Origin of the sequence: Novosphingobium sp. 18050 (genome assembly GCF_902706195.1) — a bacterium.
Taxonomy (GTDB): Bacteria; Pseudomonadota; Alphaproteobacteria; order Sphingomonadales; family Sphingomonadaceae; genus Novosphingobium.
Genome location: NZ_CACSJO010000011.1, coordinates 44,375 through 70,578, shown reverse-complemented (window position 1 = coordinate 70,578; position 26,204 = coordinate 44,375). Strand labels below are relative to the sequence as shown.

The following is a 26,204-nucleotide window of genomic DNA, read 5'->3' as shown; positions in this document are numbered from 1 at the left end:
ACGGCACAGGCAAAAGATCCTCGATCCCGGCCGAGGAAGCCTACCGCATCATCCGGCCGCGTCGGTGCCGGACTTCGCAATATTTTCAGGCGCCTGCCGCTGCCGGTTTGCACACGAATGCTGCATCCCGCGGCTCGCGAAACGCGATTGCCGTCAGAATTCTGTAGGGAAGGGGATAGAGGCTTGACGGGATTCGCCAATTCGGAACTGATCCGATTTCGATCGAATTGCTTGGGAACCAAATGCTTCCGCAGCTTAGCGAAATCCCGGCTGAGAATTGATACTCGATAACGGATGAAGTTGATGTAGCGGAAGACGCGGGACAGGCGTTCGGTTTGGACGGTGGTGGCACAGCTGCGTGCCCCACAGAGCTGCTGTGACCTTTGCCACGGTCGACGTCTGGTCAGCTAAACTTCTCAGATACGGCTCCAGCCAACACTTCAGACCTGCTTGCCAGCCGTCGTCGATCGCCAGCCTCCGCCAACGCGCGCGTCTTATGCATTACCTGTCAAATGTATAGGGAATCTCAAGAATCAATCTTCCGCCGAAGTAGTGCTATGCCCCACACTCGCCGGTTGTCGCCCATGTCCCTCAGAACATCTTGGTGACGGTGCCGATGATCTGCCGGCTCTGGCCGAAGAAGCAGCTTACTTCACCGGTGCAGCGGCCGGCGTACCGCTTGTCGAAGATGTTGCTGCCATTGACGGCGAAGCGCCATCCTGGAATGTCGTAATGCAGAGTGGCATCGAACAACGTAGTCGACGGGCTCGTGAAGGTGGAGGGAAGGCTCACGCCGCCAGCCGTGATGAAGGAACCCGGCAGCGCCACGACACCGTTGCTGTCGCTGAGGTAACGTACGCCCGCACCGGCGCCGATGCCCGACGTGTGGGTGTAATCGACGAAGATCGAGGCCTTGTGCTTGGGCTGCGCTGCAAGCCGTGCGCCGAGTTCGGCCGGGTTGTTGCTCTGGGTGATTTTTGCGTCCGAATAAGTATAGGACGCGTTGATGCTCAGTTGCTGGTTGATGCGCGTGACGAGTTCGAGCTCCACGCCCTTCGATACGACTTCACCGGTCTGCACCTGGAAAAGGACGTTTGCGGGGTCGACGGTGAGGACGTTCGATTGCTCGATACGGTAAACCGCAGCTGTGGCGAACAGCTTGATGTTGTCGCCGAGCGAGCGGGCGTCGTATTTGACGCCGGCTTCCCACTGCTTGCCTGACGTCGGCTTGAAGGCATCGCCGCCGAGGGTCTGGCCGACGACAGGCTGGAAAGAGGTGGCATAGCTGACGTAAGGCGCGATGCCAGCCTGCGTCACATATGTAGCGCCCGCACGCCAGGTGAACTTGTCCTGCTTGTCCACGGGAATTGCTGCATTCGCGGCATAGTTGTCGATCTTGATCCAGTCCTGCCGGCCAGACAGCGTCAGGATGAAATCGCCGATACGGGCCTGATCCTGAACATACGCACCCTTCTGCTTCAGGCGCTGGTCGGTGGATGCAAACAGCGTGGACGGCGCGGAGTAGATGCCGGGACTGTACACGGGATCGAACAGGTCGATCGTGCCGCCGCTGCTGAACGCAAAGGCCGAGGCCTCGCGGTAATTGCGGTAGTCAAAACCGGCGAGTACATGGTGCTCCACCGGGCCGGTGGCAAAGTTCAGGTCGAAGCGGCTGTCTACGGTGAACTGCAGCGTGTCGTCCTGGAACGGGAAGTTGTTGCGGGTCACGGTACGGTTGTCCGCCCCCAACGATGCGCCGTAAATGATCTGCTGGTACTCGTGGTATTCACCCCAGCGCAGATTCTGCGTGAACTTCAGCGCGCTTGAGAAGTTGTGGGTGAACTCGTAACCCATGCCCCACTGACGGCGCTGGTAGAAGTTGTAATCCGGCTCGCCCAGGTTGATGCTGCGCTTCACCTTGCCGACCGGATTGTCGACCAGCACGCCGACCGCGGGCAGAAAGCCGTTGGTGTCGCCCTCGACGCGGTCCCACTGGTAGTATCCGAGCAACGTCAGCCGGGTGTCGGGGCCAAGTTCCGCGCTCACCGCAGGGGCGACATAGGCGCGCCTGGCGTTTACATAGTCGGTCTGGCTGTCACGGTCGCGGTAAAGGCCGGTGACCCGTGCGGTCAGCCCTTCGGCCAAGGCGCCGGTGAACGTGCCGGCGGCCTGCTTGAAATCGTCGGTCCCGTACTTCACCTGGAACTCGCCGCTGGTCCGGTCCGAGGGGCGGCGGCTGGTCAGGTTGTATATGCCGCCCGGCGGGGTGGTTCCGTAGAGCACGCTCGACGGCCCCTTGAGGATATCCACGGCCTCGAAACCGTAGAGATCGACCCCGACGTTGGAAATCGTCGAGCTGACCGGGGCCTGCAATCCGTCGATATATTGAACAGGGATGAACCCGCGCAGCGTCAGGAAATCGAAGCGCAGGTCGGGCCCGTAGTTCTCTCCGACGATGCCCGAAGTGTAGCGGACCGCTTGCTGGACATCGATGAAGTTGAGCAGATCGATCTGGTCGCGCGACACGACCGAAACCGACTGCGGGGTTTCAATGAGGGGCGTATTGGTCTTGCTGGCCGTTAGCGCACCTTGGGGCACGAAGCGGGGGGCGGAAACGATGATCGCGCCATCGTCCTGCCTGGTTGTTTCGAGAATGGCCGTCTCGGTCTGGGAACTCTCGGTCTGGGCATTCGCAGCTGCGGGAATGATCGTTGCCATGCCCGCCATAAGGGCTGTCAGGCTCACGCGAGAATTAAGGAAAGCCGCCATTCTCAAGTAACCTTATTCACCACGGGAGCCTTATGCGCACCGCAGGGAGTGCTTACTGTTAAGCGACTGCGAATCACTTGCAATAATATAAGTATCAATGCCGAAATTTCAGCCTGAGGTGTTGCCGGCTTTCAACATAGGCTCCCTTTTTCGCCGATTTCAGCGTAAGCCGTCCTATGGCGGGGTAACCTTCACGATTTCGAGCGTGCGTTCCCGCCCATCGCGATCCGGCCACAGGATCGATTGCCCCTCGCGCAACCCGATCAACCCGGCACCAACTGGCGTCAGGATGGAAATCCGTCCCGCCGAGATGTCAGCTTCCTTGGGGTAGACGAGCTGATAGACGTGACATCTGTCATTCGCCTTGTCGACAAAATGAACGGTTGCATTCATCGTGACGACATTGGTTGCAACCTGACCCGCCTTACGGACTGTCGCCCGGGCTATTTCCTTGAGAAGCAGTTCGCTTGCCTGGGGAAGTCGGCCTTCTGCAGCTATCGCCAGACTGGCCAAGGCGTCTGCTTCGGAATCGATCATCTGGATGGGCGGCCGACGGCCACCGGTGTTGGTAATCATGAATGCGGCTTCTCTGCAGGTGGGACGATGGGCACCAGGCGGCAGCCCGGCTCATCAAAATGTCGAGAACTGGCCCCGAGTCCGGGGCGTGCCGCACCAGAACCCGGGGCTAATCTCCCGCGAGAAGTTGCCCCCCATGGTGGCGAAATCGAAAATCAACAACATGAGGCTGCATGGATAAAATCATGTCCATGACAGTGAGACAAGTCAAGGCCGGTGCCCGCTTGCACGCGCACGGTTGCTGGCTGGGCGGGCATTGGCGGTTCTGGGCGACAAGCGTCTGTTTCATTGCTAGTGACGGCAGGTGGTATCAATTTTCCCTTGGCGGCGGCCTGAACTCGCAATCGATTTCGGGACAGCGAATCTGCGGGTCATCCGCCGTGACGACGGAATAGTGTTCGACGAGCCTTCGTTGTGCTGCTTCGAGAATTTCGACAGAGTGCCCCGTCTGCTTGCGGCAGGCACGGCCGCCCAGGCGATGGTCGGGCGCACTTCCGGTGGTCTTGCGGTAAGGCGTGCCTTGTCCCGAGGAGTGCTTCAGGACATCGATACGGCAACTCATTTGCTCAGATACGCGGTCAACCGGGCATTTGGCCGCAAACGCATGGTCGGCTCGGGCGCTGTCATTGGCGTCCCGGCTGACGCAACATCGGCGGAGCGCGGTGCGCTTTCGACCGCAGCCCGCGATGCGGGCCTGGGCGCCGTCCGGCTTGTTTCCGAGCCATTTGCCGCAGCCGTGGGGGCAGGGCTGCCCGTGTTCCAGGCGAGTGGAACGATGATCGTCGAATGCGGTGCGGGGACCACGGAAGTTGCCGTGCTGTCGCTCGGCGGTATTTGCCTTACGCGCTCGGTGCGGGTGGGCGGCGTAGCGCTCAATCAGGCTATCGCCGACCATTTGCGTTTTCGGCACAAATTCCTGATCGGCGAGCATGTGGCCGACCAGATCAAGCAGGAATATGGGAAGCGCCGTAATACGGGCCTCGAGGCCGTTGCTGAGATCAAGGGGCGGAGCCTCGTGTCGATGGCGCCGGCGTTGTTCCGTATTCCGCTCGTCGAATTCGATGGGGTCATGGAGAAGCATGCGGGACAGATCGTCGATGTCGTGCGTACCGTACTCAATATGACACCGCCGGAACTCAGTGAAGATATCCATGCTCATGGCGTGGTGCTCACCGGGGGAGGCGCTGCCACGCCGTGCTTGAAGGACATGATAGAGGCAGAAACCGGCCTGCCGGTGATCATCGCTGAATATTCGGAACGCTGCGTTGCCAGGGGCCTGCAACACGTATTGCTGAATTAACTTGCGGGGGTAGGCAACCTTGCGGTTGTCGCCGTTCATCCACCGGGTGACCATCGGGTGAACTCGCTACGATGCATCGTGATCGATGCTCGCTACGCGCAAAGACGTGAGACGAACGCCTGAGCCATAGTACGTCGCAAGGCGATGAAAGCGGCCGTGTGGAATATGTCGGGGCGCCTTATCGTCCGCCAACCGATGCACTCCAATCCTTGCTCGATGCGAAGGATAGCAACAATGGCAACCTGGACCACGAAGGATATTCCGGACCAATCCGGCAAGCTGGCCATCGTCACCGGCGCGACCGGCGGCCTTGGACTGGAGACGGCGCTGGAACTGGCGGCCGCGGGCGCCGAGGTGATCCTCGTCGGCCGCAATGAAGCAAAAGGTCGGGCTGCCGGGGCGCTGATCCGCAGCCGCCATGAAGATGCTCAGGTCCGGTTCGAGATCGCGGATCTCGCCCGCCTTGCGTCGGTGACGGCATTTGCCGGGCGGATGCTGGCGGCGGGGCGACCGATCGATATTCTGGTCAACAACGCGGGCGTCATGGCGCTGCCCAAGCGTGAGACCACCGTCGATGGCTTCGAGATGCAGTTGGGCACGAATTATCTTTCGCACTTCGCTCTCACCGCCCGCCTGCTGCCATTACTGACTGCGGCGAAAGCGCGCGTCGTGCAACTTTCCAGCATGGCGCATCGCAGCGGCAAGATCCGGCTGGGCGATCTGCAGTACGAACAGGGTTACAGGCCATGGCCGGTCTATTCGCAGACCAAGCTGGCGATGCTGATGTTCGCGCTCGAGCTTGACCGGCGCAGCGCCGAAAATGGCTGGGAACTGACCAGCGTTGCTGCGCATCTAGGAGCCGCCAGCACCGATCTGATCGCAAATGGACCGGCGGCGGGGGGCGGGTTGATGGCTTGGCTCGGGGGGATGGCAATAAACGTGATCGGCCATTCGGCTGCGCAGGGCGCTCTACCGCAGTTGATGGCGGCAACCATGCCGGAGGTGACAGGCGGGCAGTATTTCGGGCCGCAAGGTTGGAAAGAACTGAAGGGACCGCCGGGGCCGGGCAACATCGAAAGGCAGGCACTCGACGCTGAGGTTGCCGCGAAGCTCTGGACCGCTTCCGAAAGGCTGACGGGCGCCGTATTCCGCTAGACGATAAAACTTGTGTCAGGGTTCCATGTCGTGATGAACGCATAAGTCGAAGGTTGGCGAGGACTGCTTCACAGCCCCGCCAACCTTCGATTACGTATTTGAGTAAGAAGCCCTAAGCGATATCACGAACGTCCGTTCTGGCTCAGAACTTGCCCGAAAGCGATCCGCCGATGACGCGCGGTTCGTTGAACACAGCTGCCATATAGTTTTCGATTACGCCTTTGAGGTTCTTCTCGTTGGTGATGTTGCGCGCGAATGCTGCGATCTCGTAGCGGCCACCGGGGGCCGTGTAGCCGATCTTGAGGCCGCCTTCGAAGTCGCCGCGCGAGTAGAACTCGGCGGTCTTGTAGAGCACGAAGTTGGTGTATCCCTGCAAGGTCCAGTCGGTCGAGGCGAAAAGCGAGCCGCCATTGCCGAGGGGGACGTCGTAGCGCGCCGCAACATTGGCGGTATACTTGGGTGCGTTGGGCAGGGGATTGCCGTCGATCTGCGCAAAGACGCCGCGACCGGCCACGGTGATGGTGGGGTCCTGCACCGTGCAGACGACCACGCCGTTGAGCGCGCAGACCTGCGCGTAGACGTTCTTGTCCTTGATCTCGGTGTGCAGCAGGCTGAGCCCCGCCGTGAGCGAGAGGTTGGGGATCGGGCGGGCTTCCAGTTCGGCTTCCAGGCCGTATGCCTGCGCCTTGTCGGCGTTGAACAGCACGCCGTTACCGTCGCTGTCGTTGCCGTTGAGCTGAATGTCCTTCACTCGGTATGCGAAGCCCGAGAGGTTGAAGCGCACGCGGTTGCCCAGCAGGCTGGTCTTGATGCCGGCCTCACCCGAGAGGATCGTCTCGGAATCCGCTGTGGTGAAGTCCGAGTTGAACACGGCCGAGCGGCCCTGGATGGTCGGGCCACGGAAACCGCGTGCCACGCGGGCATAGAGGCTGACTTCCGGGCTGGCTTCATACAGCACGCTGACATCCCAGCTTGGCTGTTCGTCGGAAAGGCGCACGTAGCGGCGGCCGGTGTAGCTGACCGAGCCGTCGACACGGTTCGCGGTCTTGAGCAGGCGGGTCTTCTTGGTGTCGTTGGTGAAGCGCCCGCCGGCGGTCACGGTCAGGCCCGGCGCCAGTTCGTAGCTCGCCTGGCCGAACAAGCCCCAACTGGTGTTCTGGTTGCGCAGGCGCACCCAGTTGTTCGGGTTGTTCGCAGGCGGGGTGAGGAAGAAGGCGCGCTGGTAGAAGTCGGTGATGTTGCGCTCGTCGAAGTACATTGCGCCGACCTGCCACTTGAAGCGGGTATCACCGTTGCTCGACAGGCGCAGTTCCTGGGTCAGCTGGTCGAGATCGCGCAAGTTACCCTGGGATTCGCCGTAGCCGTTGGGCACGCCGTTGACCGGATAGTTTGCCGCCGCGCCGCCGTCGGTATCGCCGCGGCTATAGCCCGAAGTGGTTTCCCAGGCCGTGATCGAGGTCAGGGTGACGCCGCCGAAATCGAGCGCGATCCGGTTGGAGGCGCCGTAAGTGTCATAGGCCTGCGGGTTGTCGTGCGCTTCGTCGAGCCCGATTTTGTCGCGCGGTTCGGCGCTGGCGTCGTTCGAACCCTTTTTCAGCGCAGCGCGGTGGAAGATCGTCGAGGTGCCATCGTACTTGCGGGCATGAAAGCTGGTAAGCATCGAAAACGCGCTGCCCTGCGGCGCCAGCAGCAGCTGGACGCGGGCATCGCGTTCCTCGAAGCCGCCCATGGCGTTCTTTTTGGGGGACACCGTGCCGTCGGCGCTGGGGCCGTCGTAGACGTTGTCGACCCAGTCGTCGCGGCGCTGGTAAAGGCCCGAGACGCGCACGGCGAGAGTATCCGCGATGATCGGTCCGCCCACGCCGGCGTCGATCGAGGCCGAGCCGTATTCGCCGTAGCTGGCATTGAAGCGGCCGCTCCAGCGATCGGTGGAGGGCTTGATCGAATCGAACTTGATGATGCCCGCCGTGGTGTTGCGGCCGAACAGCGAGCCTTGCGGGCCACGCAGCACTTCCACCTGGTCCATGTCGTAGACCGGGTTGGACTTCAGGACGACGTGTTCCAGCACGACGTCATCCTGGATGATCGAAACCGGCTGAGAAGCGCCGAGATAGAAGTCGATGTTGCCCAGGCCCCGGATGTAGAAGCGGGGAAAGATGCGGCCCGTCGTGGTCTCGGCATAGAGACCCGGGACGCGGCCTGAGAGGGCGAGAATGTCGTCGCCGCCAGCCTGCAAATTGCGCAGCTGGTCGCCTGCGACCACGCCTACGGAAACCGGAACCTGCTGAAGGTTCTCGGTGCGGCGCTCAGCCGTTACCACGATGTCGCCAAGGCCGGTATCGGCCGGGGCCGCTTCCTGTGCCAGAGCCGCGGTTGACACGCTCATGGCGGCAAGGCCGCAGGTGAGGTGGAGGGTCTTCTTGGCGAGCACTCTCATTTGCACGGAACATTTCCAGTTTATTGCAAAGCCTGAGTGCCGGGTACGAATGGCCTATGGCATTTCGATGACTTGCGGGCGGGCCAGGCAAACAGCGGTCGCCCCCGTGACTTTGCGGCAACAGGTGCGTGACTGCGTTTCGTCGAAGTGGCTGCTGTTCCCTGTACGGTTTTGGAATTTTGCTCTTATATTTCTGAACTGTAGCGAAAGAGTCATCATCCGGTGGAATAGGCGCGTCCCGGCGCCGCGGACTCAGAAGTCCATGCGGCGCTTTTCAAATATATGGGGGCGTGAGTGTTACAGAAATCCGTTGTCGCGTTGGCGATTGCAGCCAGTTTTTCAGTATCCGCGCAAGCAAAGGCGCAGGATGCCGCGCCCGGCGAGACGGACAACAGTGAATTCGGGGATATCGTTGTCATCGGCAGTGGCCAGACCCGCTCGGTTTCGACGCTTGTGCCGTCGAACCTTGAGGTGTTGCCGCCCGGCACCAGCGTCCAGAAGGCGCTGAACTTCCTGCCCGGCGTAAGCGCGCAGTCGATCGACGCGCTGGGCGTCAATGAGCAGTCGCTGTCCCTCCAGGTGCGCGGTTTCAGCACCACGCACCTTGGCTATACGCTCGACGGCATGCCGCTGGGCGACGGCGCCTACAACAATTACAACGGCCTCACCATCAGCCGTGCCCTGATATCGGAGAACCTCGGCCGTGCCGATCTGGCAACCGGGATCGCGGGCCTTGCCATCGCATCGACCAGCAACCTGGGCGGCGCGCTGATCTACACTAGCAGCGATCCTAAGCAGGAGATGGGCCTGGCCGCCAGCCAGACCTTCGGCAGCGAGGATACTCTGCGTACGTTCGTGCGTTTCGACACCGGCGAACATGGCGGTTTCTCTGCCTATCTTTCGGGCCAGTACAGCGAACAGGATCTGTTCGTGAACCAGCGCGCCTACAACAAGTCGACGGGCAAGCAGTTCAACGGCAAGCTCAAGTACGAATTCACCGGCGGCACGATCACGGCCTTCGCCGATCTTTCGCGTACCAACCAGGCCGATGACGCCTATCTGTCGAAAGACATGCAGGGCCGCCTCGGCTGGGACTGGGCCGGTTATGCACCGGACTGGCAGTCTTATCTCGACCGCGCCTACTGCTCGGTTACGGGGCCGACCGCGCCGACCAAGTGCGTCAACTCGACTGCGCCGGAAAAGCGCTCCGACGTTACTTTCACCAATGGCCAGATCCTGCGCAAGGACAACCTGTTGTACCTTGCCGGCGATTTCGAGATCGCCAAGTCCCTCAGCGCGCACCTGCAGGTGTACCATCACACGAACAAGGGTGCGGGCAACAACTGGATCGTCGGCTGGTCCAAGCAGGGCACGGCTTCCACCGCCGACGACGTGCCGGTGCAGATCCGCGACACGCGTTATACTATCAACCGCACCGGCGGGCTGGGTAGCCTGACCTGGGATGTTGGCTTCAACCAGTTTCAGGCGGGTTTTTGGCTGGAAGACAACACCAGCAGCGCCGCGCGCTACATCTGGAGCAATGTCACCGGGCCGTTCGATCTGGGCCAGTATCTGAAGGGGCAGCCGGATACGGCCCAGTGGGTGCAGGAAACGAAGTGGAAGACGCGCCAGTTCTACGTTCAGGACACCGTGAAGCTGTTCGACGATGCGCTGACCATCGATTTCGGCTTCAAAGGCACGTATTCGCGCTCAGACGCCGAGGCTCTGCCGGGTATCGCCAAGGCGCCGCCGCCGGCGTCGAGCCAGTTCGCGACGGGCTCGCTGACCGCCAAGGACTACTTCCTCCCGGAAGTCGGCTTGCACTGGCAGGTGGCGCCCCGGCATGAACTGTTCGCAAGCTACGCCGAGAACATCGCCATGTTCCAGGGCGGGTTCAAGCTCGGTCCGCAGTCGGTATCGCAGACCGTTTGGGACGCACAGGGCAAGACACTTAAGCCCGAGACTTCGCGTAGTTTCGAAGGCGGCTATCGCTATGTCAGCGGCCCGCTGCAGGTTGCCTTGAGCGGCTACTGGGTGGATTTCCGCAACCGCCTGCTGCAGTACAACCCGTGCCCGACGAACCAGCAGCAGAACCCGGGCTGCGGCAATTCCTTCCACAACGCCGGCAGCGTCACGAGCAAGGGCGTCGAACTGGGCGTGCTGTGGAAGCCGCTGCCGTGGCTGAACTGGTACAATTCGGCCTCGTACAACAAGTCTACCTACGATGAGGACCTCAATTGGTGCACGACCACTTGCGTGCTCAAGGCCACCGCGGGCAAGCAGCAGGTGGATACGCCCAAGGAGATGTTTGCCAGCGTGATAACGCTCAAGCAGGCCGGGTTCTCGGCCTCGCTGCAGGGCAAGTATACCGGCCGCCGCTACTACACTTACACCAATGACCAGAGCTTCGGCGGTTACACCACGTTCGATATAGGCCTTGGTTACGACTTCGGCACGATCGGCGTCCTGAAGGGTGCGAAGCTGTCGCTGAACGTCACGAACCTGACCAACAAGCGCTATGCGTCGAACTTCGACAACAGTGTGTTCGCGCCGGACGACGCTGCGGGTAGCATTGTTGTGTTCCACTCTTCCGCACCGCGGCAGGTCTTCGGAACCATCGGCTTCACCTTCTAAGCGAGCGGCCCGCTGGCGCCATTCCCGGCTCTTCCCCGCCTATAACCGCGGGGAAGAGCCGGGATCCATGCCCGGTCTGTTCCTGCTTTCGATTGCGCGCTAAGCATGGCCGGTGTTCATTGTTGGAATCATCAGACCCGCGCTGGCGGTATTATGCCTGCTTGTCGTCGGTTGCGGTACACCGCCGCCGCTGCGCCATATGGCGCCCGGGCAGGCTCCCCCGGCACGTATCGAAACGGCAGCCGACGGGGTGACCCGGACGACCACGCTGTCGGTGCTCACGTACAATGTCGAGGGCCTTGGCTGGCCGGCGCGGTCCGGCCGTGCGGATGACCTGCGCCGGATCGGCGAGCATCTGGCTGCGCTGCGTGCGGCGGGCAAGGCGCCCGACGTCGTCATGTTTCAGGAGGTGTTCAGCGGCGCGGCCAAGAAGGCCGTGCTCGCCACGGGATATCCGGCGATCGTTCCGGGGCCCCGGCGCACGGCTCCGCATGTCAGGATGTTCAATGACAAGCTGCCGGGCCGCGCCAATATGCGGCGGGGCGAACTGGGAATTCGGCTGACCGGCAGCGGGTTGGTGATCGCGTCATCCTATCCGGTGCAGCTCACGCGGGGGCAGGCCTATGGACGCCGGTCGTGCGCCGGGATCGATTGCCTTGCCAACAAGGGCGTCATGCTGGCCCGTATCGTGATCCCCGGCGTGCCGGTGCCGGTTGACCTCTACGACACGCACATGAATTCGCGACTGGCGTCCAAAGCGCCTCTGTTCCGCAATCTGGAAGCCCATACGCGGCAAGCGAACGAGGCCTCCGCTTTCATCGACCGGAGCCACGATGACCGCTTCCCGATCGTCTTCGGTGGCGACTTCAACATGCGGCATTCGCAGGGGCGCTGGGACAACTTCACCCGCTACCAGCCTATGGAGCTGGTTCACCGTGCCTGCATGGCGCCTGGCTCGGCGTGCGACGTACGCATGTCGTGGGACGGCGATGCACCGTGGGTCGATACGCAGGACCTCCAGTTCTTCGAGGCCGGCGAAAACGTCGATATCGCCCCGATCCGGGTGGAAGCCCTGTTCGACGGGGGGCCGAACGGCCCGGAGCTGTCCGACCACGACGGGTTCCTCGTTACCTACAGGCTGACCTGGCAGGAGAAGTCTCATCTCACCGTCCGGTAGCTGAGCAAGAGGCTGGTCTGGCGCAACTTTGCTCCAGCGAAGATGCGTGGTGTCACGCTGGCGGGGATGAGGCGAGGAGCGCTGCCCTTGCGTCGTTGGTGCCAGCTGTGTGAAGTTTTTTTGCCATTCACGAAATCCCGCGCTCCTGATTTCGCGGAAGCGCGGGACATCGCAAGGCAAAGGATCAGAAGCGATAGCCGACCGTGGCCATGACATTGCGCGGCGCGCCCATGAAGCAGTCGCCGCGCGCGAGGCACGAGGCGTAGTACTTGTTGTTGAGCAGGTTCGTCGCGTTCAGCGCGAAACGCCAGCTGTTCCAGTTGATCTCAGCCAGCGCATCGACCGTCGTGCGTGAGGGCGTGACAACCGTGTAAAGCTGGTCATCGGGGATGGCGGGGTTGAGGCCGTAGGGATCGATCTGGCCTGTCGACTTGCTCTTGCCGCTATATACCACGCCCGCGCCCAGCCGTAGCTGCGCATTGTCCGAAACGCCGAAGGTCTTGCTCGACCAGATCGAAGCCGTGTGGCGCGGCATATAGTCGAGGCTGCTGTTTACCTCGGATTTGAGTTGGTTGTAGCCGTAATTGACCAGCAGTTCGAAATTGCCGGGCAGGGTGTGGCTCGCTTCCACTTCGAAGCCCTTGGTCGTCAGTTCGCCGGACTGGGCGATGACATTGTTGGGCAGGTAAAGGACGCGATTGCGTTCCTTGATGTGGAAGGCCGTGGCGGTAACAAGTGTATTGCGCTCCGGCTGCCACTTCACGCCGGCCTCGAACTGGGTTCCTGTCTGCGGCTTGAAGGCGTCGCCGTTGCTGTCGGCGCCGGCGATCGGCAGGAAGCTTTCCGTATAGCTGAAAAAGGGCGAGAAGCCGGCGCCGAGTTCCCCGATGATGCCCGCGCGGAAGGTGGTGGCGTTGTCCTTGGTTCCTGCCGAAGAGGTCACCCGGTCGCGGCGGGCGCCGACGACTACCGAGACCCGGTCGTAGAACCGGACCTGGTCCTGCACGTAGATGCCCAGCTGCTTCTGCGTGTCATAGGCGAAGGGGCCGGTCGCTTCGTAGGCTGCCAGCGCGTCGTAGTCGATATCGTACAGGTCGACGATCTCGCCCGCGCCATAAGTGGTGCGCTTGCCGACCTTGTTCCAGCTATAATCGATGCCGACCAGCAGCTTGTGCTCGATATTTGCGCCGGTGTTGAAGTTGATCTGGAGGTTGTTGTCGGTGGAGAAGACATTCATCTTCGCATCGCTGGCGCTGGAAGTCAGGCCGATGGTCCGGCCATCGGTGCCGTAGACCGAGAAGGGATCGGTCGGGTAGCTGTAGCTGTCGGCATAATGGGTGTTGTATTCGACATTGCTGTCGATGTAGCGCGCCTTCATGCTCAGGCGGATGTTGTCCGAGAATTTGTGGGTGATGGCGCCGCCGGCCTGGAGCGAGCGGCCGTTGTAGCGATCCCAGCCGGGCTTGCCGACGAAGGTGTACTGATCGAGGCGGCCAGTGGGGTTCGCAGTATTCGGCCGGAAGGTGCCCACGATCGGCAGGAACTGCGAGGTCGAACCAGTTTCGTCCTTCTGGTAGACGCCGTTCAGCACAACGTCGGTGTCCGGCGTCGGCTGCCAGCGGATCGACGGCGCGAACATCACGCGGTCGTCCGGCACATGATCGACATAAGTATCGGCATCACGGACGCGGCCCACGGCGCGGATAGCCAGAGTGTCCGACAGTGCAAGGTTGACGTCGCCCATGGCCTCCTTGCGGTCATAGCTGCCGTAGACGAGGTTCATTTCACCGCCGGTGGTGAACTCCGGGGTCTTGGAAACGAGGTTGACGAGGCCGCCGATCGAACCCTGACCGAACAGCACCGAAGCCGGGCCGCGCACGATCTCCACGCGGGAGAAGTTGTAGGGGTCGGACGTGATGGTGGCATAATAGCTGAAGATGTCGCGCATGCCGTCGCGGAACTGGAGCGCGTCGATGCCGCGGATGTTGAAGCCATCGACGCGGGTGTCCCGGCCATAGGGATTGGCGAGTACGCCGGCAGCATATTTGACCGTGTCGCTGATGCTGATAGCACCCTGCGAGAGGTACTGTTCCGAGGTAATGACTGTAAGCGGCTGGGGCACCTGGATGAGCGGGGTTTCCGTCTTCGTGCCCGAACTGCCGGCAGTGACGACGATGCTGCCCTCGTCCGCGCCCGCTTCATCATTGGCGCTGGCCGGCTGTTCGTCCGCGCGTGCTGCCGCCGCCGTCGATATGGCGAAAAACGCGGCGCCGCAAAGGGCGAGAGAGCGAACGGAGAGCATGAGTGTTCCTTCTGACTTGCGACTTAATCTCAATAAGCCGCACCGCTAACGATATTGCGACATATTAGCAATATGGAGCAAAGATTGGTGGCGACTGTGGCTACCGGGCAACATCGGTGAGGGGTGTTTCTCAAAATTCGTGGGATGCCCCCGAGGCAGGGGCGATGCGATAAGCGGCCTTGAAGGAATTTTCCCAGCACCGCAGTGCCGGGAAGAAGGCGCCAAGGGTCTGTTCGAAGTTCAGTTTCGAAGTCACAAGGTGCCTCGCAACGTCGCGGTGAAGCTGCGCGGCATTCCATAACGCGCGCTGCCGATGAACAGGCCCGAGTAGTAGGTCTTGTCGAAGATGTTATCGATGTGGACCCCCAGCGACAAACGCTCGTAGAAGCGGTAGTTCGCCAGCAAGTCGACTATGGCAAGGCTGCCTTGCGTATAGATTTCGCCGTTCGGACCCACGCCGTCGGCGGTGGTCTTGCCCTGCCAGCGCAGGTTGCCGCCAACAGTCATCCCGTCCAGTTTCCCGGGGAGCCGATAGGCCGTGAACATCTTGAAGCTATCCTTGGCGATCTGCGGCAACTGGCGCAGGCCGTCGCGGTCCTCAGCCTTAGCCCGCGCAAAACCGCCGGCCACGCGCCAGCCGGGTAGTATCTCGCCGTTGACTTCGACTTCGAAGCCGGTCGACTTCATGCCCGACACGGCGTGATAGGCGGAACTGCCGTCGGGTGCGAAAATGCCGGGGCCATCGGCAAGGGCATAGTTGTCCTGCTTCATGCGGAACAGGGCTGCACTGGCGCTCAGCCTGCCGTCCACGAAGTCCGCCTTCAGCCCGACTTCGTAAGTATTGCCTTCAAGCGGCGGCAGCATGTCGCCTGCAATAGTGCGCTGCGTCTGCGGTTCGAACACGCTGGCATAACTGGCATAGGCCGAAATGGTCTTGTTGAAGTCCAGGACGAGGCCGGCGTAAGGCGTGAACACGGCCTTTTCGCGGATTTCTGGCGTCCACGTTCGCACGCCGGACGTATCCTCGGAATAACTGTCCTGCTTCCACCAAGTGATGCGTCCGCCTGCGATCACCGATAGCGGCGCGATCGGCTTGAGGCGCGCCACGCCGGCGGCAGCACTGGTTTCGATGCGGTTACCGGAATATCCTCCGGTTGCCATCAGGTCCGGCTTGGGGGTGCTGCCCGTCTTGAAGAATTCGAAGGCGTTGACCGACTTCATGTAGTCGCCGCCGTACCACCAGCCCGGGTAAGGCGTCTGGTCGTCGTCGAACCGGGCGTGGCTCAACGTCAGTGCGATGTGCTGTTCCTGTCCGAGCGCCTCGAAACTGCCGCGCAGGTTGGCATAGATGGCGTCGAGAGTGAGATCGGAGGCCCAGCGGGTGGAGTAGAGCGTGCCGCCAAGGCCGGTTTCCTTGTCGATTGCGCTCGCGAAGACATAGCCGATCGTCTCGTCGTAGGAGCCGGACTTGTGCTCGGCGTCGATCTGAAGGCGCCACGTCGGCGAGAAGTCGTGCGCGAGCGAGGCGAAGATATTGACGCTCTTGCGGCTGAAGTCCGACCAGTCCGCGCCGCCGTTGGTCGACCGGGCAAAATGGGTTTCGGTGCCGTCGGTGAAGTAGAGCGGCACCCCTCCGCGCGAGGCGGCCTTGTTGCGGAAGTTCTGGTATTCGACCCCGGCGGTGAGCAGCGTGCCGGGGCCGAGGTCCGCCTCGATCACGCCATAGAGCGCGCGGCGCTTGACGTGTTCGCGGTCGATGAAGGTGTCGTTCTCCTGCAAAGCGCCGGACACGCGGGCCCGAATGTGTCCATCGGCGGTCAGCGCCCCGCCCAGGTCGCCTTCGACCCGGTACATGTCCCAGGAACCGGCGGTCACCGCAGCGCTGGCGCGAGTGGCCGTGCCGGGACGCTTGCGGATCATGTTGATCGCGGCAGAGGGCTGCCCGGTGCCTGTCATCATGCCTGCCGAACCGCGAATGACCTCGATTCGTTCGTAAGCGATGAGATCGGCGGTATCTTCGGTAAAACCGTAGATGTTCGTGGGGCGTGCGATGCCGTCGACAAGGTAGTTCTGTACTGCGAAGCCGCGCGCCGTGTAATTGGTGCCGTCTGTGCCCAGAGCGCTGGAGCGGTTGGACTGGATTCCCACCACCTGCTCCATGACTTCGGAAATATCGTTCAGGCCCTGCTCCTGCATACGCAGGCTGTCGATCACCGTGACCGACTGCGGCGTTTCGCGCGATGAAAGGCTGAGGCCGGTCGCTTCCGTTTCGCCCGTCACGACAATGGCATCCTGATCCGTGTCTGCCTCGGCGGTTTCCGCACTAGCACTGGTGGCCGTCAGCAGGGCGATCACCAGCATGGACGGAACGGAATAGCGGGCACGGATAGTGTGTCTGAGTCGCATGCTGTGGCCTCCCCTGAGTGATGCTTGCTGCGAAGCCCCCTGGCTTCCAATGCCGGCGAGCCACTAATGATAATAAGTCGCATATGCAATACGCAGAGAGACATTTGGTTCTAAATTGAAACTGAATGTGCGAATGCTATTGCAAGTCACTCGCAATATATTAGAGACGGCGCCCATGCCTTCCTCCACCCTCCTGACGGCGCGCGAATCTGGCTCCGCAGAGGAATCGGACCGCGCGCTTGCGCTCCAGCGGCGCCGTAGCGCCTATCGCGTTGGCAGCCGGGGGATGCGCATGATGGCTCTCGGCGCTACTGTGCTGGTACATATGGCAGTGGGGGCAATGGTCGCCATTGGCTGGCAGCGCACAGAGAACGTAGGCGAGGCGCCGCACCTCGCCAGCGTGATAATCGTTCCGCGTGCGGCGGATGAACCCCGCCGGCGACAGACATCGGGAGCGGTTGCACCTGTCGCCCGGCCTGAGCCTTTGCCGGTGATAAGCAGCCCTCCGCCGACGATCCTCCTGGCGCCTCCAGTGCCGGCTGTGGTCGAGGCGGCTGCGGAGCTTCCCGTTGCGGCAGAGGGAGGGCGAGAAGATGCGCTTGCCATGGCGACCCAGGCCTATCGGCGCGTACTCATGGCAAGGCTCGAAGCGGAGCGCCGCCACGTTCAGCCGCACAGGGGCGGCGGCGCTGGCACGGTAGTGTTTCGTGTCGAGCGCAGCGGGCGTCTTCTGGAAGCATCGGTGGTGCAGTCGACCGGGCGGAGGGCGCTTGACCGGGCCGCACTGGCGCTCGTGCGCGGCGCCGCACCCTTTCCGGCGATCCCCGATGCGCTGCCGGATGAACTGGCGATCACGCTGCCGGTGGAATTCCTGATCGGCGACCGCTCCGCCATGGTCGCCGGGCAATGACTGGAGGTGATGCGGCGTTGGTGGCGCATCACCATGATTCACTGCGTGCCTATGTGCGATCGCTTGTGGATTCGCCGCCGCTCGCCGCCGATATTGTCCAGGAAACGTGGGTGCGTGCTATCCCCTCGCTGCGTGAGGAGAAGGTCGGGAACGTGCGCGCGTTTCTTTATCGCATCGCTCGCAACCTGGTGATCGACGGAGCGCGGGAACGGGGTAAATGGTCGCCGTGGGTGCTGCACGAGGACCTGGGTGGGTTGATCGCGGACGACGCACCATCTCCCGAGCGCGCGGTTCTCGCACGCGACCGGCTGCGGCTGCTGCTGGAACTGGTGGAGAGCCTGCCGCCGCGCTGCCGCGAGGTCTTTGCCCTGCGCAAGATCGAAGGATTGCATCAGGCCGAAATCGCGGAAAGACTGGGCATTACGCGCGGCGCCGTGGAAAAGCATTTGCGCCATGCGCTGCTGGTCCTTGCGATGCGGCTTGGCGAAATCGACGGGGCGGCGTGATGGTCTTCATGAAAAATGTCACCGGCGAGGTCGTGTTCGGGGGCTTTTCCACGTCATGGCATGTGGCGCGCACAGATTTTCAGTGTGCGCCGTCCATCCCGGGGGGGGCGGAGCACAGGTCATGACCGCAACAAGACAGCCTATGTCCCCCGAGATCGCTGCTGCGGCGGCAGACTGGATCGTGCGGCGCGACGGCGGCCGCATGACCGCCGAGGACGAGCAGGCTTTCGCGCTCTGGCTCGCCGAGCCTGCGCACAGCGATGCGGTCGCGCGGCTGGAAAGAATCTGGGACCTGCTCAACGGCGATGATGAGCTTGGGCAGCACGGCGGGGAAGCTGAACCCGTGGCCGAACTGCCTCGCCAGCGCGTTCTGCCCGTTCCAGCACGGGGTTATGGGCCACGTCCGACGCCCCGGCTGCGGCGCGGGGCGCTGGCATCGGGCGGCGTCGCGGCAGCGCTGGCGCTTGTCGTACTTGGCGGCGTGCAGGACTGGCCGATGCGGATGCGCGCCGATCACATGACCGGCATCGGCGAACGGCGCGAGATCGCGCTTTCGGACGGTTCCGTCGTTCAACTCGATAGCGGTTCGGCGATTGCGCTGGATTACACAGGTCCGCGCCGGGGCGTGCGGCTGCTGGCGGGAGCGGCGATGTTCGACGTCGCGCCAGACCGTGCCCGGCCTTTCACCGTCGATGCCGAAGGGGGCAGCGTCACCGCGCTGGGCACGGCCTTTGCGGTGCGCGACGAAGGCGGGCGCGCTACGGTGACCGTTACCCGGCACAGCGTCAGGGTACAGGACGCAGGGCGCGCCGCCGTGGTCGGCGAAGGACAGCGCGCGGACTTCGGGCGCGGAACGCTGACCGGCCCGCTCCCGGCACAAGGCGACGCCGCAGCCTGGACGCGCGGGCGGCTCGTGGTGGTGGACCGGCCACTGGGCGAAGTCGTGGCGCAGATCGACCGGTATCGGCGCGGCTACGTCGCCGTGACCGGCCCCGCCGCCGCGATCCGGGTGAGCGGGGTCTACGACCTCGAGCACCCGCTGGCCGCGATCGACAGCATCGAGAAGAGTCTTGGCCTTTCATCCCTACGGCTGTCGGACCGCTTCATCATCCTGCGCCGGTAAAAAAATTGCGGTCCGATGGTCGTGTTTTCGGATCGCACTCCGTCTTGGTTTTGCAAGTGCGTCGCAGCAGCAATGTTTGCGCAGCCGGGTAGCCAAGTGGGGAATATTCGATGAGGGTTAGTTTCGAGCGTGGCGGCGGCCGGTTGATGGCATTCGCCTTGCTGGCAGGCACTGCGCTGGGCGGCATGGCTGCGGTGCCGGGCATAGCGGCGGCGCAGGATCAGGGCGCACCGCGCGCTTATGACATTCCGGCCGGTTCGCTGTCCGACGCGCTGAACCGCTTTGCCGAGCAGAGCGGTGTGCAGATGACTTATGAGGCGGCGCTGACCCAGGGCCACCGCACCTCCGGCCTGCGCGGCAGCTTCGCGCCGCGCGACGCGCTCATGCGGCTGCTTTCGGGCACCGGACTGGCCGCGCGCCCGGCGGGTGAAGGCGCGATGACCATCACCCGCGCCGCGACCGGCGCGATGACGCTCGATCCGCTGCGCATGGAGACGACGCCTGCAGCCTACGGCGATGCGGCTTCCGGTGGCGAGGACTACGACGACGGCGCGCGGCGCAGCGATGCCATTCTGGTGCTTGGCCACAACGAGAAGATCGACGCGATCTCGACCTCCGGCCCGTGGGGCAACAAGCTGGTCATCGACACGCCCTATTCGATCAGCGTGGTGCCACAGGACATGATCGAGAGCGTCGTCGCCTCGGACATGGACCAGATCTTCAAGATGAACCCGGTGGTCCAGAACTCGGCGCCCTCGACGGTCTACGGCACGCCTTACGTGACGATCCGCGGCTTCGATTCGCAGAAGGGCGTGGTCGACGGCGTGCGCCTGTCCTCCACCCTTACTGGCATCGCAACGGAGGAACTTGCCAACGTCGAGATCATGAACGGCCTGTCGGGCTTTCTGTACGGCGTGGGCAATCCCGGCGGCGTCACCAATTACGTGCTCAAGCGGCCGACTTATACGCCCAAGCTGGATATCAGGGTGGGCAACTACGGCAACGAGCAGTTCTTTGCGCACGTCGACATGGGCGGCAAGATCGATGCGAACGGCACCTTCGCGTACCGCCTGAACATGTCCTTCCAGGACGGCAGGACGGCGAAGAAGAACCAGAACGTCGCGCGCACCATGGTCAGCGGCGCGCTGGACTGGAACGTCGCCCCGGACCTGCTGGTGCAGGCCGAAGCCGCGCACACGTACTACCGCATCGACGGCATCGATTCCCGGTTCTACGCCTATGCCAATGCCAATCGCGCCGCGCTGGATCACTGGATCAAGCCGCTGGCAAACGACAATACCTGGACGCCGTCCTGGACCTATCTCCAGACCAAGACCGACCGGGCCGGCGCCAATGCGAAGTGGAAGATCAACGAGACCTTCAGCTTGCGCGCCGCCTACCTTTACAAGCGCGATGCGCAGGAATCGATCAACATCTACCCGCTCTATATCGAGGATGGGGGGAATGGGACTTCCGGCTGGCAGGACGGTTTCGTTTCGCGCAGCGCGCCGTCCTACAACTATGCGCAGGGCGCCTATGCCTATCTCGACAGCGAATTCGCGACTTTCGGCATCACGCACCGCCTGACGGTGGGGGCATCGGGCGATATCCTGCGGGTAAAGCGGCACGTCACCAACTCAGTCAGCGGCGGAAACTCGCCGATCTTTGCAGACCCGAACGACCTGGACAACTGGGCGATGCCATCGGCGCTCAACACCTATTCGTGGGGCGCGCTGTACAAGTCGAGCCAGTCGAAGAACACCAATATAGTGGTGGGGGACGACATCCAGTTCACCGAGCAGTTCGGCGCGATGATCGGCGTCAACCGCAGCACGGTGGAAGCCCGCAACTTCGGCGCGACCGGCGCGGCCACGTCGAACTACAAGGAAAGCGCCTATACCCCCACCGTCTCGCTGGTGTTCAAGCCGATCCCGCGCGTGACCACCTACGCGACCTATATGCAGGGTCTGGAGCAAGGCTCGACGGTTCCTGACGACGCCGTGCTCTACAACAACCCCGGCGAGATCATGAAGCCCTACATCTCCAAGCAGTACGAGGTTGGCGCCAAGTATGCGCCCATCGACGCGCTGCTGCTTACCGGCGCGGTATACCGCATCGAGAAGGCGAACGCCTTCGATGAGCAGGTGAACGGCAAAATCACCCGCACCCAGGACGGCGTCGAAGTCCATCAGGGCTTCGAGTTCACCGCCACCGGCGATCTCACCCCCAACCTCAAGGTGATGGTCGGCGGCACCGTGATGGACCTCAAGGTGACGAAGACCAGCACCGCGTTGCTGCTGGGCAAGAAGCCTACCGGGGTGAGCGGGACGCTGGCGAAGATGTACCTCGAATACAGCCTGCCGCCGCTGCCCGGCTTTTCCGTCAGCGGCGGTATCTATCACGCGGGCAAGATGTTCAAGGACGCCGCCAACCTGCAGAAGCTGGACGGCTACACGATCATGGACGTGGGTTTCCACTACAAGACCGAGATCGACAGCCACCCCGTGCGCTTCGACCTCAACGTGGCGAACGTGACCGGCGAAGACTACTGGGCAACGTCCTACTCGCTGGGCATCCCGCGCAATGTCGCCTTCTCCGTGAAGTACGGCTTCTGATGACGGCTTATCCGGTGATCGCGGCATGAAACAGGGTTTCCGCCAGTCGATGGCATGGCTGCATACCTGGGCCGGGCTTGTGCCGGGCTGGGTGCTCTACATCGTCTTCGTGTTCGGTACGGCGGCGTTCTTCCAGCACGAGATCGACGCCTGGATGCGCCCGGAACTGCCGGTGGGAACACGGGGCAGCCCGCGTGCGCTTGCCGCCGCCGATACGCTCCTGCGCCAGCGCGGCGCGGGGGCGGAAAGCTGGCGCGTCTCGCTGCCGAACGCGCGCGGCGGCAGCGGGCTGACGGTGTCCTGGCGCATGCCGGGCGAGGGTCGGCGCGGAGGCAAGGAAGTCACGCTAGACCCGCAGACCGGCGGGGAGCTTTCCGTGCGAGATACGCGCGGCGGTTTCTTCCTCTACCGGATGCATTTCGACCTGCATTACATGTCGGTCAGCTGGGCGCGCTATATCGTCAGCGTGGCAGCGCTGGCTATGCTGGTGGCGATCCTTTCCGGCGTGGTGACGCACAAGAAGATTTTTACGGACTTCTTCCAGATGCGCTTCGGCAAGGGCCAGCGAAGCTGGCTCGACGCGCACAATGCCACGGGCGTGTTGGCGCTGCCGTTCCATGTGATGATTACCTACACAGGCCTTGTCACGCTGCTGTTCACGCTGATGCCCTGGGCGATCACCGCCAACTTCCCCACCCGCGAGGAATTCTACGAGGCCACCTTCCCCCGGCCCGAGGAACGCGAAGCCAGCGGCACGTCGGCGCCAACGGTGCCGCTGTCCCGGCTGGTCGAGATCGCGCAGCGCAAGTGGCAGGGCGCACAGCCCGGCTCCATCAGCATCGACCATCCCGGCGACGCTGCGGCGACCGCACAGATATATGCCGAGCGGACCGACTGGAGCAGCGGGCGCCGCGATCCAATCTATCTCGGCGCGGCGCAGGGCAATGTCCTTCCCGTCCCCGTGCCCTCCAAGGGCGGCGCACGCCTTACGCAGGAGGTGATGGTGGACCTGCACACCGCCTGGTTCGCCGGATATCCGCTGCGCTGGCTCTATTTCCTTTCCGGTCTTGGCGGGACGGCGATGGCCGCGACGGGGCTGGCGCTGTGGTGCGTGAAGCGGCGCACCAAGCTGCCCGATCCGGCGCGCCCGCATTTCGGGTTCCGTCTGGTGGAGCGCCTGAACATCGGCTTCATAGCCGGCGCCCCTGCGGGCATCGCGGTCTATTTCCTGGCCAACCGGCTGCTACCCGCCGCGCTGCCTGAGCGATCCGAATGGGAAGTCGACAGCCTGTTCATCGCCTGGGGCGCGATCTTCGCCTGGACGCTGGCGCGGCCCGCCAAGCGCGCATGGGTGGAATCGCTGGGGGCCGCCGCCGTCCTTTTTGCGCTGGTGCCGCTGGTCAATGCGGCGACCACGCCGCGCGGGCTGGCAGTCAGCCTATGGCACGGCGACTGGGTCTTCGCCGGTTTCGAGCTGACTGTGTCGGCGCTGGCAGCAGGCTTCGCCTATACCGCGTGGAAAGTCCTGCGCCACCAGCCCAAGACAGCGTCTGCGCGCCGGCAGCGGGCAAGAACGGAGGCCCCGGCATGAGCCACCTCACGATCGCCCTGCCCGCCCTCATCGGCTTCGCGCTGCTGCTCATGGCGATGGTTCGCCACCAGCAGGACTGGCTGCGCCGCAAGCTGCCCCCGCGCATGTCGCGCCTGCTGCGGCGAGGCGGACTGGGCGCACTGGCGCTGGCTTTCGCCGCCGCCGTGCTCGGTTTCGGCTGGGCTTACGGCGCCGTCTGCTGGTTCGGATGGCTGAGCCTGTCCGCCGTACTGGTGCTGGCCGCCCAGACCAACCGCGAGCGCATTCTGCGCCTGATTTCAGGAAAGACCGTTTGATGCCGAAGAACACTGCCGCGGCGGGTCAAGCAGCCCCCCCGCCTCACGCCGCGGCGCGCACCTTGGCGGGAACGCTGGGTGCCTACGGGCTGACCGTGCAGGTCACCGTAGTGCTGTCGTTCCTCCTTGCCCGTGCCGGCATGGAACGGGTCGAGGCGGTGACGGCGGCGACGCTGGCCAGCTTTGCGGTCTTCGCAGCCATCTCGATGGCGGTGTTCCATGCCCGCAGCGCCGGGCGGGCGTGGTTGTGGCTGGTGATGACGGCGGCGCCGCTGGCGCTTCTGGGATGGGGTCTGGGTCCGGTACGATGAATGCATTTTCGCTGATGCTTGCCGGCGTGGCTGCGGCCACTTCTCCGGTGGACGATGAACGCCCGGCCCAGCGGCAGGGGCAGGAAGCCCCGCCCGCCATCATCCCCGCCGGACCAGATCCGGTATATCCGGCCGATTTCTACAAGCCGTTCCAGCCCCAGACCGCGCTCGACATGCTGGAGCGTACGCCGGGCTTCCTCCTCAGCGAGGGCACTTCGCTGCGCGGCTTCGGGGCCGGCGCAGGCAATGTCCTGATCGACGGGCAGCGCCCCACCGTCAAAGGCGGGGGCATCACCGAAGTGCTGCGCCGGATCGCCGCTTCGCGGGTGGAGCGGGTGGTCCTGCTGCGCGGCAGCGATGCCGCCGAAGCGCAGGGGCAGACCCTCGTTGCCAATGTCGTGCTGCGCGCCGATGCGGGGGGATCGGGCAATGCCGCGCTCACGCTCACCCATACGGCGGACGGCTTCGTATCGCCAGCCGCCCGGATCAGCCACGCGCGCCGCATCGCAGGCTGGCAGACCAGCGTGGAGCTTTCCGGCGAACTGACCCGCTACCCCGGCGACGGCATCTACTTCGACCGGGACGCGGGCGCCGCGCTGACATCGACGCGGAAGGAACACACGTCGGCCAAAGCGCCTGAATACGGATTGGCGCTAAGCACTTCGGGCCCGGTCGCAGGCGGCACGCTGACCGCGAACCTGCGGCTCAACAAGGACGGCTATTCGTCCCGGCGCGGCATCAACATCTTCAACGGCGCGGCGGACGGTTCCCCCGATGCCCGCCGCGATATCGCCTACGACGAAAAAGGCCGCAGCGGCGAGCTGGGTCTGGACTGGACCCGCCGCCTTGGCGCGGGCTGGACGGCCAAGTTCGTCGGCCTCGGCCGGATCGAGCGGTACGTCACCGACGAGGATTACGTGGAGGCACCTTATCGCGGCCTCTCGTCCCAGTTGGAAAAGCCGGCGGAACTGGTCGCGCGCGCCACCGTCGCCCGCGAAGGCGATCATCCGGTGCGTCCCGAGTTCGGCGGCGAAGTGGCTTACAACAGTCTGTCGAGCCAGCTGGACTACGCCGAAAATACCGGCGGCGGCCTCATCCCCGTGGCGCTCGCCAATGCCGATACACGCGTATCGGAAATGCGCGGCGAGGCATTCGCCAACCTCACCGTCAAGCTAGCCGCGCGCCTCAATCTGGAAGCGGGCATGGCGGTGGAATTCTCGCGCATCCGGGTAACGGGTGAGGCGGCGCAGGAGCAGAGCCTGTCCTACTTCAAACCCTCGGCAGCGCTCGTCTGGTCGCCTTCAGGTAGCACCCAGGTACGGTTGGGTGCGCGCAGAACAGTCGATCAGCTCAATTTCGGGGACTTTGCTGCCTCGGTCAACCAGGCGGACGGGCGTCCCCTTGGCGGCAATTCGGGCCTGCGCCCCGCCCGCGTAACCCGGGCATTGCTGCGCCTCGACCACCGCTGGGGCAAGGGCGGTGCCATCGCGATAGAGGCCTACCACCAGTGGCACACGGGGCTTCTCGGCTATCTGGTGCTGCCCTCGGGCGACGAAGCGCTGGGCACCATCGGCGATGCCCGGCAATGGGGCATTACAGCGCAGGGCACGCTGCCGCTCGACAGGGCGCTCAAGGGCGCGCGCCTGACGGTAGACGCCACCTGGCGCGGCTCGCGGCTGCGCGATCCGGTAACGGGGCGCCGCCGCCCGATGGACGATATCCCCAATCAAAGCCTGACGGCCGAATTCCGCCATGACGTGCCCGCACTCAAGTCCTCATGGGGCATAAACTGGACCGCGGCGGAGCAGGCCGACGTCTTCTACACCGGCGAGGTACTGCACTGGCGCGACCACGCGCTATGGGGCGCCTACGTCGAGACTACCGTGCTCGCGGGCTTCAAGACAACGCTCACGGCAAAAGCGATCAATGGGCAGGACAACGCCCGGTGGCGCCGTTTCTTCGCGCCCAGCCGGGCGGGCGCCTTTACCGGGAGTGAACAGCGCAGCCAGCAACAGGGCGCTGTAGTGTCGCTGGCATTGGCACGCGCATTTTGAGTTTGTTCGAGCTTGTGCAACCTGACGTGGGCGTTCCCGTTT

17 protein-coding genes are annotated in these 26,204 nt (G+C 63.4%); 12 read left to right on the top strand and 5 right to left on the bottom strand.

Going from position 1 to position 26,204, the window contains the following annotated elements; translation table 11 throughout:
* Positions 1–591 precede the first annotated feature (591 nt).
* Both GVL61_RS12585 and rnk read right to left on the bottom strand, forming a co-directional pair.
* Positions 592–2,718: a TonB-dependent siderophore receptor gene (locus GVL61_RS12585; protein ID WP_200845004.1), complete on the bottom strand. Its 2,127-nt coding sequence runs from the start codon at positions 2,716–2,718 to the stop codon at positions 592–594.
* A 225-nt stretch (positions 2,719–2,943) separates the two neighbouring features.
* Entirely contained in the window at positions 2,944–3,345 is a 402-nt protein-coding gene (gene rnk / locus GVL61_RS12580) for a nucleoside diphosphate kinase regulator (protein ID WP_235037665.1), read from the bottom strand.
* A 304-nt stretch (positions 3,346–3,649) separates the two neighbouring features.
* Between rnk and GVL61_RS12575 the strand changes: the two genes are divergently transcribed.
* On the top strand, positions 3,650–4,645 hold the full coding sequence (locus GVL61_RS12575; RefSeq protein ID WP_159980524.1) for a rod shape-determining protein: 996 nt from the start codon (positions 3,650–3,652) through the stop codon (positions 4,643–4,645).
* 234 nt (positions 4,646–4,879) lie between these two features.
* Positions 4,880–5,800 (top strand): SDR family oxidoreductase, encoded by a 921-nt coding sequence (locus tag GVL61_RS12570; protein ID WP_159980522.1) that lies wholly within the window; start codon positions 4,880–4,882, stop codon positions 5,798–5,800.
* Positions 5,801–5,942: 142 nt separating this feature from the next.
* On the opposite strand, the gene GVL61_RS12565 is transcribed toward GVL61_RS12570, so the two are convergent.
* Positions 5,943–8,186: a TonB-dependent receptor gene (locus GVL61_RS12565; RefSeq protein WP_235037673.1), complete on the bottom strand. Its 2,244-nt coding sequence runs from the start codon at positions 8,184–8,186 to the stop codon at positions 5,943–5,945.
* A 345-nt stretch (positions 8,187–8,531) separates the two neighbouring features.
* Here GVL61_RS12565 and GVL61_RS12560 point away from each other — a divergent pair, with 345 nt between their 5' ends.
* Positions 8,532–10,871, top strand: coding sequence for a TonB-dependent receptor (locus tag GVL61_RS12560; RefSeq protein ID WP_159980520.1), 2,340 nt, complete (start codon positions 8,532–8,534; stop codon positions 10,869–10,871).
* Positions 10,872–11,070: 199 nt separating this feature from the next.
* Entirely contained in the window at positions 11,071–12,048 is a 978-nt protein-coding gene (locus GVL61_RS12555; protein WP_159980658.1) for an endonuclease/exonuclease/phosphatase family protein, read from the top strand.
* Between the two features lie 184 nt (positions 12,049–12,232).
* Here GVL61_RS12555 and GVL61_RS12550 read toward each other — a convergent pair whose 3' ends face one another.
* Together GVL61_RS12550 and GVL61_RS12545 are read right to left on the bottom strand one after the other, a co-directional pair.
* Positions 12,233–14,350 (bottom strand): TonB-dependent siderophore receptor, encoded by a 2,118-nt coding sequence (locus GVL61_RS12550; protein ID WP_159980518.1) that lies wholly within the window; start codon positions 14,348–14,350, stop codon positions 12,233–12,235.
* Positions 14,351–14,602: 252 nt separating this feature from the next.
* On the bottom strand, positions 14,603–16,756 hold the full coding sequence (locus GVL61_RS12545; protein ID WP_159980516.1) for a TonB-dependent siderophore receptor: 2,154 nt from the start codon (positions 16,754–16,756) through the stop codon (positions 14,603–14,605).
* Between the two features lie 175 nt (positions 16,757–16,931).
* Here GVL61_RS12545 and GVL61_RS12540 point away from each other — a divergent pair, with 175 nt between their 5' ends.
* The 8 genes from GVL61_RS12540 to GVL61_RS12505 all read left to right on the top strand — a co-directional run bounded on the left by GVL61_RS12540 (position 16,932) and on the right by GVL61_RS12505 (position 26,162).
* Positions 16,932–17,666 carry an energy transducer TonB gene (locus tag GVL61_RS12540; RefSeq protein WP_159980514.1) on the top strand — a complete coding sequence of 245 codons (735 nt, stop codon included), beginning with the start codon at positions 16,932–16,934 and terminating at the stop codon, positions 17,664–17,666.
* Positions 17,667–17,686: 20 nt separating this feature from the next.
* Complete coding sequence (locus GVL61_RS12535; protein WP_235037672.1) at positions 17,687–18,172, top strand: RNA polymerase sigma factor; 486 nt, start codon at positions 17,687–17,689, stop codon at positions 18,170–18,172.
* A gap of 121 nt (positions 18,173–18,293) precedes the next feature.
* Positions 18,294–19,295: a FecR domain-containing protein gene (locus tag GVL61_RS12530; protein ID WP_159980510.1), complete on the top strand. Its 1,002-nt coding sequence runs from the start codon at positions 18,294–18,296 to the stop codon at positions 19,293–19,295.
* Positions 19,296–19,405: 110 nt separating this feature from the next.
* On the top strand, positions 19,406–21,910 hold the full coding sequence (locus GVL61_RS12525; RefSeq protein WP_159980508.1) for a TonB-dependent receptor: 2,505 nt from the start codon (positions 19,406–19,408) through the stop codon (positions 21,908–21,910).
* Between the two features lie 25 nt (positions 21,911–21,935).
* The gene (locus tag GVL61_RS12520; protein ID WP_159980506.1) at positions 21,936–23,501 is read left to right on the top strand and encodes a PepSY domain-containing protein; all 1,566 of its coding nucleotides are present in this window, start codon (positions 21,936–21,938) and stop codon (positions 23,499–23,501) included.
* Positions 23,498–23,797, top strand: coding sequence for a DUF3325 family protein (locus GVL61_RS12515; RefSeq protein WP_159980504.1), 300 nt, complete (start codon positions 23,498–23,500; stop codon positions 23,795–23,797). The genes GVL61_RS12520 and GVL61_RS12515 overlap by 4 nt, the downstream gene beginning before the upstream one ends.
* A complete protein-coding gene (locus tag GVL61_RS12510) occupies positions 23,797–24,108 on the top strand; it encodes a hypothetical protein (protein ID WP_235037664.1) in 312 nt (103 codons plus the stop codon). Before GVL61_RS12515 ends, GVL61_RS12510 begins: the two co-directional genes overlap by 1 nt.
* On the top strand, positions 24,105–26,162 hold the full coding sequence (locus GVL61_RS12505) for a TonB-dependent siderophore receptor (RefSeq protein ID WP_159980502.1): 2,058 nt from the start codon (positions 24,105–24,107) through the stop codon (positions 26,160–26,162). Before GVL61_RS12510 ends, GVL61_RS12505 begins: the two co-directional genes overlap by 4 nt.
* Positions 26,163–26,204 lie beyond the last annotated feature (42 nt).

Excerpts from the sequence above, each read along its gene's own strand:
- GVL61_RS12585 (WP_200845004.1), bottom strand. The coding sequence starts at position 2,718 with ATGGCAACGATCATTCCCGCAGCTGCGAATGCCCAGACCGAGAGTTCC.
- rnk (WP_235037665.1), bottom strand. The coding sequence starts at position 3,345 with ATGATTACCAACACCGGTGGCCGTCGGCCGCCCATCCAGATGATCGAT.
- GVL61_RS12570 (WP_159980522.1), top strand. The coding sequence starts at position 4,880 with ATGGCAACCTGGACCACGAAGGATATTCCGGACCAATCCGGCAAGCTG.
- GVL61_RS12565 (WP_235037673.1), bottom strand. The coding sequence starts at position 8,186 with ATGAGCGTGTCAACCGCGGCTCTGGCACAGGAAGCGGCCCCGGCCGAT.
- GVL61_RS12555 (WP_159980658.1), top strand. The coding sequence starts at position 11,071 with ATGGCGCCCGGGCAGGCTCCCCCGGCACGTATCGAAACGGCAGCCGAC.
- GVL61_RS12550 (WP_159980518.1), bottom strand. The coding sequence starts at position 14,350 with ATGCTCTCCGTTCGCTCTCTCGCCCTTTGCGGCGCCGCGTTTTTCGCC.
- GVL61_RS12545 (WP_159980516.1), bottom strand. The coding sequence starts at position 16,756 with ATGCGACTCAGACACACTATCCGTGCCCGCTATTCCGTTCCGTCCATG.
- GVL61_RS12540 (WP_159980514.1), top strand. The coding sequence starts at position 16,932 with ATGCCTTCCTCCACCCTCCTGACGGCGCGCGAATCTGGCTCCGCAGAG.
- GVL61_RS12530 (WP_159980510.1), top strand. The coding sequence starts at position 18,294 with ATGACCGCAACAAGACAGCCTATGTCCCCCGAGATCGCTGCTGCGGCG.
- GVL61_RS12525 (WP_159980508.1), top strand. The coding sequence starts at position 19,406 with ATGAGGGTTAGTTTCGAGCGTGGCGGCGGCCGGTTGATGGCATTCGCC.
- GVL61_RS12520 (WP_159980506.1), top strand. The coding sequence starts at position 21,936 with ATGAAACAGGGTTTCCGCCAGTCGATGGCATGGCTGCATACCTGGGCC.
- GVL61_RS12515 (WP_159980504.1), top strand. The coding sequence starts at position 23,498 with ATGAGCCACCTCACGATCGCCCTGCCCGCCCTCATCGGCTTCGCGCTG.
- GVL61_RS12510 (WP_235037664.1), top strand. The coding sequence starts at position 23,797 with ATGCCGAAGAACACTGCCGCGGCGGGTCAAGCAGCCCCCCCGCCTCAC.
- GVL61_RS12505 (WP_159980502.1), top strand. The coding sequence starts at position 24,105 with ATGAATGCATTTTCGCTGATGCTTGCCGGCGTGGCTGCGGCCACTTCT.